The 4,475-nt window shown below is 41.5% G+C and carries 5 protein-coding genes; all 5 read left to right on the top strand.

The window, feature by feature from the left end:
• The first annotated feature begins 233 nt into the window (after nucleotides 1-233).
• Nucleotides 234-1,133: a hypothetical protein gene (locus tag J7J01_04505; GenBank protein MCD6210142.1), complete on the top strand. Its 900-nt coding sequence runs from the start codon at nucleotides 234-236 to the stop codon at nucleotides 1,131-1,133.
• A 39-nt stretch (nucleotides 1,134-1,172) separates the two neighbouring features.
• The gene (locus tag J7J01_04500; protein MCD6210141.1) at nucleotides 1,173-1,604 is read left to right on the top strand and encodes a hypothetical protein; all 432 of its coding nucleotides are present in this window, start codon (nucleotides 1,173-1,175) and stop codon (nucleotides 1,602-1,604) included.
• Between the two features lie 498 nt (nucleotides 1,605-2,102).
• Nucleotides 2,103-2,876, top strand: coding sequence for a hypothetical protein (locus J7J01_04495; protein ID MCD6210140.1), 774 nt, complete (start codon nucleotides 2,103-2,105; stop codon nucleotides 2,874-2,876).
• Between the two features lie 249 nt (nucleotides 2,877-3,125).
• Complete coding sequence (locus tag J7J01_04490) at nucleotides 3,126-3,305, top strand: hypothetical protein (GenBank protein ID MCD6210139.1); 180 nt, start codon at nucleotides 3,126-3,128, stop codon at nucleotides 3,303-3,305.
• Nucleotides 3,302-4,240 (top strand): hypothetical protein, encoded by a 939-nt coding sequence (locus tag J7J01_04485; protein MCD6210138.1) that lies wholly within the window; start codon nucleotides 3,302-3,304, stop codon nucleotides 4,238-4,240. Before J7J01_04490 ends, J7J01_04485 begins: the two co-directional genes overlap by 4 nt.
• Nucleotides 4,241-4,475: the final 235 nt, after the last annotated feature.

Genomic DNA, 4,475 nt, shown 5'->3' with positions numbered 1-4,475 from the left:
CTTTCTCTTTAAAGAATTTGCATCGCTATACGAAGCGTTCAGTCAAAAAGTTCGTCTGTCTGCATGTACTTTTGGTCGGGATAGTGGTTTCGTTGGGTATTAACTCAAAGGAGGAATTACAGAAGATTGCTGAATGGTAGTCTGTGGAGGGGGCTAATGAATTTTATATAAACCTTTGCTTTTCGTTCGGAAAATCCGCACGAAAAGATAGTTTTATCAGGGGTTTGAACGATATGATTAGTGAATGCCGAGGGGGCGCGATGATAGAAGTACCCAAAAATTTAGGAAGTGATATGGAAAAGATGAAGAAAAGAGTGATAATAGGGACAATATTTGTTGTAGCATTGGTCATGGCAATGACAATTGTTTCGGCGATAAGTGTAACTCCAGAAAAATCAATGGAACAATGGAGAGAAGAACATACTGTAAAGGTCAAAGCTACCACGATTTACAAATACGAGCAAGGATACTTGGAAATAAAGGAGATATACTCTGGGAAGGACATCGAAAAGAAGTTCGGTGTTGATAATCTCACGAGGGTGCTTAAAATCCCGGTGGAAGCAGAAGTAATAGGAATGAAAGAAGGCGAAGAGAAAGTGCTTGTGACCGAAAAAACAGTGGTGCTAACGAGAGCGAACGACCCGTTTCAATGGTGGATTAGCTATGACTATCCACAGTGGACATATTCGAGATGGTGGGATGGAACACAATGGATATATGAGGAGGAAGACCCAATAAATCTGGCATGGGAGAATACAGATATAAACGCAGCGAAGGCAGAGATTTTAGAAGAGAGCTGGCATGATATTTGGTGGCCATTTGAGTATGTCCACTATGTCAATGATCCAGAGGATGGATGGATAGAAGGTGACGGCGTGGCCGATGACTGGCTTGGCATATGGGGCAGAAATCACACCCGGTTGTGGCAGATGTCGGACGGAGATGTAGTCGCAAATGCACACCACGACGATCCTTTTCCACATGAACCTGACCAATACGAGCCCGTGGAAGAATTGGTTGCTGAGTTCTACGAAGAGCCCGAATGGACGGTTTACGAGGATAACTACTACCTTAATAACTACGTGTCGGATCCGTACAGCAATGGCTGGGCTACCCAAATATATGAATCGTAAGGTGGTGTAAACCACCTTTTTTATTTTTTGGAGGATAAAATGGAGAAAAAGAGATTAGTTTCACCGGTGGTTGTATCGTTATTGATTATTGCTTTGATTGAATTAGTAGGTATGATCGGTGATCCATTCCGTGTGGAAAGTGGCGGTGCTTCAATCTATTGGTTATTTGTTGAGACTTTTATCCTTTTTCTTTTACCAGCGGCTCCAATTATTTATGGATGGATAACAAGGGATAGACCTGGGTCCATATTGGTAGGAGCAATTCCGATTATGGGATTTATTCTTTTGCTTAATTTCAATTATTTTTACCCTTCCCCTGATCTTAAAAGAATAGTAGAGGTAGTTGCTTATGGAGTCGGCTTGTCTGCTGTTGCAGGTTTAGAAGGTTATTTTGCATCAAAAAGAATAATTCCAGTTGCAATATTGTTAGGTATAGTATGGTTTTTTATTTTCTTTACTGGTATTGATTGAAGACATCACAATTGTGGGAAGTTATAGTCATACTTTTGGTGATCTGGAGCTTGTGAGGTTCAGGAAGTATAATGGGAGATAATCGCTCGTTCCATTTTCCGGAACACTTATTCCACCTAGCTCTTTTAACTGTTCCCAAAAAGCATTAGCTCAAGTGAAGAGGATAGTCTCAAGTACCATAACGGCATTTTCAGGGTAATTGTGATTCCACTATATAAATCTTTGCTTTTTGTTCGGAAAATCCGAACGTTTTCGGTGGTTTTATATGCTGTTCCAGCGGAGGTTCGTATGGAGTGCCTTAACGCCGAGGTGGCGTAGCGCTCCTTAGGAGGTGAGAGCGAAAAAAAAAATGAAGAAGATATGGGCAATAGGCATTGTAGTGTTACTGATGTGCGGTGGTAGCATGACGACCGGAGTTTTTTAAGGAACAAACGATAACAATAAAAACCCTCTGTAATGGTTTTTGAGAATCTCAAATGCGGTAGCAGCCCAACACAGGTGGAGATAGTTGATGCGCAAAATCAAAGAAATCTTTTTGATATGTTTGGCATCGAAGAACCAGAGAAAGTGGATTTACCGGATATAAGAACATACGACGAAGCTGGGGACACAATCAACCAGATTATCGACGTAGCGGGATTAAAGGGTTTCGAAGGTCAAATCATAGGTATCTTGGAGTATGCGAACATCAAGATTCTCCTGATTGATCAAGGCGATACGGTCCTTGAAGTGACTTGGGACGGATCCACTATATCGACCTACATATTGATGCCTGAACTTTTGGGCTCAAAGGAATATTCTATCCAAGTAAACCATAGTGAAAAAGGAATCATCGGTCATAAAGGAGGTATAGCGTTACACAAGCTGGATGTCCCGATTCCCAGTTCTTCAGATACCGATGTGCTAACATATTATATCGTCACGGTTTGGCGTGAAGATTGGTGGGAATTTCTTGGAGATAAAAATCTGTTACACACCGAAGGAGAATTCTATGTCGACTATGGCAACGAAGTCGAGAATATTCTCGATCACTCTTATACTGAAACGGCACTCGGATTTGATAGGTGCACCTTTGACCACTCTACCACTGGAGCCGGTACAATAGTTGGCGAAGTTGACACCTATGCTTTATGGGCACTCGATTCATGTGGTGCGGTGACAAAATGCGATCAGGATGCTTGGGTTTCATGCGATTGCTGGTGTAATGCGGATGGTGATGGTCATGGTGACAAATGGATAGCGATAGGTTGTGGTTGCTATGCATATCCATAATCACACTGCGATGAGAGTAGCTAAGAAAATCAGCCCTTGGGAGATAAGAGACATTGCAACACAAAAAACAAATTTTTCCCTTTTTTTGGGGTTATTTTTTCTTGTCCCACATTTCCAAAACCTCTGCTTTTTGTTCGGAAAATCTGAACATTTTCGGTAGTTTTATAAGGGGTTTGAATGATACTATCAGTGAGCGCCGAGGGGCGCAATGATAGAAGTACCCAAAAATTTAGGAGGTGATATGAAAAGATGAAAACGAAAGAAAAATTAACAATTGGAGCGATGTTAATAGCGGTATTGCTTGCAAGCACAGCTCTTTTGTTCGCTGCGAATACTTCAGGAGATGCGTCTGAAGAAGTTAGTATAAACAAAGAGAGTTACGTGACACATCGTTCAATTTCACAACAACCTACATCTAACGCCTTGTGAATAAAACGTATACACCAACAAACGAAATTTTCTTAATTCGAAACTTTACGGAGCCCATCAGCATAGAAGAGATAAAAGAAAAAAGAGAGGAGATAATAAACAATTTTATCGATGTCATAGGGAGACCTGAACATGCGATAGCAATTGCTACTCCCGAAGTTCCAGAAGGAGTCCGTATTGTAGCTTATGGTTTCAGGATTTATCCAAACGGTGTAACTGCGCAATATGTGGGAATGGCAGGTGACGACGAGGAATCTGTGCAGATAATTCACAAACATGCACAGGAATGGTATAACAAGTATGAGGTTCTAAGGACTTCAACAGAGGTTTTGGGAGAGCCGCATTGGGTGGAAATAGGCAGAAATGAAGGTGAGATATATCATAACCCTCATGGAGGCGTAGATAACAATTATGTACTATTTCAGTTGGCAGATGATACATCAAGCACCAGAGATTGGTTCGCTATACATCATATCTTCTGTATGTATCCTGGGTGTCATGTATATGGCTCTAACTGGAGAAATGACTACGGCATACCCAAACATGATTGGTCAGCGTCTGATTTTGGAAATCCTCAGCTACATGACCACGACCCGATGGGAACACATACAGGAACACAAACTATATCGGTAAGTCTTGGACCATCACCTGCTTTGCAGTGGAGCTACACCCAACCAGAGGTTACCACCTTAGATGAGTCAGATTCGAGTATAGAGCTTGCAAGATGGAAAGAGACATTTAACAGTGAAGCGGCACAAACGCACCCTGGAGGAATGGAACCAGGCAGTTCTTGCGGAGTAAATCAGCCCTCTGGTGGAACTTACAAATTATTAGATCTGGTGGCGGAAGGGCATTTCAAGTTATATCCTATTCCTGCTCCTGCGACTTTGACACACACATGGCATATTTTTATATCTGGCTTCCCGCAGACGTAAAAAGTATCAATGAGCTGATGATTGTGCGGTGAATTTTATATAAACCTTTGCTTTTTGTTCGGAAAATCCGCATGAAAAGATAGTTTTATCAGGGGTTTGAACGATACTATCAGTGAGCGCCGAGGGGTGCGTGATGATAGAAGTCCCAAAAATTTGGTAGTGTTTCATCATCAGTTAAAATTCACCTCCAGCAGATATAATTTCAACCTCACCTTTTATAAATCTTAAGTTATCA

It is taken from the genome of Methanophagales archaeon (assembly GCA_021159465.1).
GTDB lineage: Archaea > Halobacteriota > Syntropharchaeia > Alkanophagales > Methanospirareceae > G60ANME1.
The sequence above is the reverse complement of the archived record's forward strand: the minus strand, read 5'-3'. Positions and strand labels throughout refer to the sequence as shown.

What these genes read in the sequence shown, in the direction of transcription:
- J7J01_04500 (MCD6210141.1), top strand. Translation starts at nt 1,173, where the DNA reads ATGGAGAAAAAGAGATTAGTTTCACCGGTGGTTGTATCGTTATTGATT.
- J7J01_04490 (MCD6210139.1), top strand. Translation starts at nt 3,126, where the DNA reads ATGAAAACGAAAGAAAAATTAACAATTGGAGCGATGTTAATAGCGGTA.
- J7J01_04505 (MCD6210142.1), top strand. Translation starts at nt 234, where the DNA reads ATGATTAGTGAATGCCGAGGGGGCGCGATGATAGAAGTACCCAAAAAT.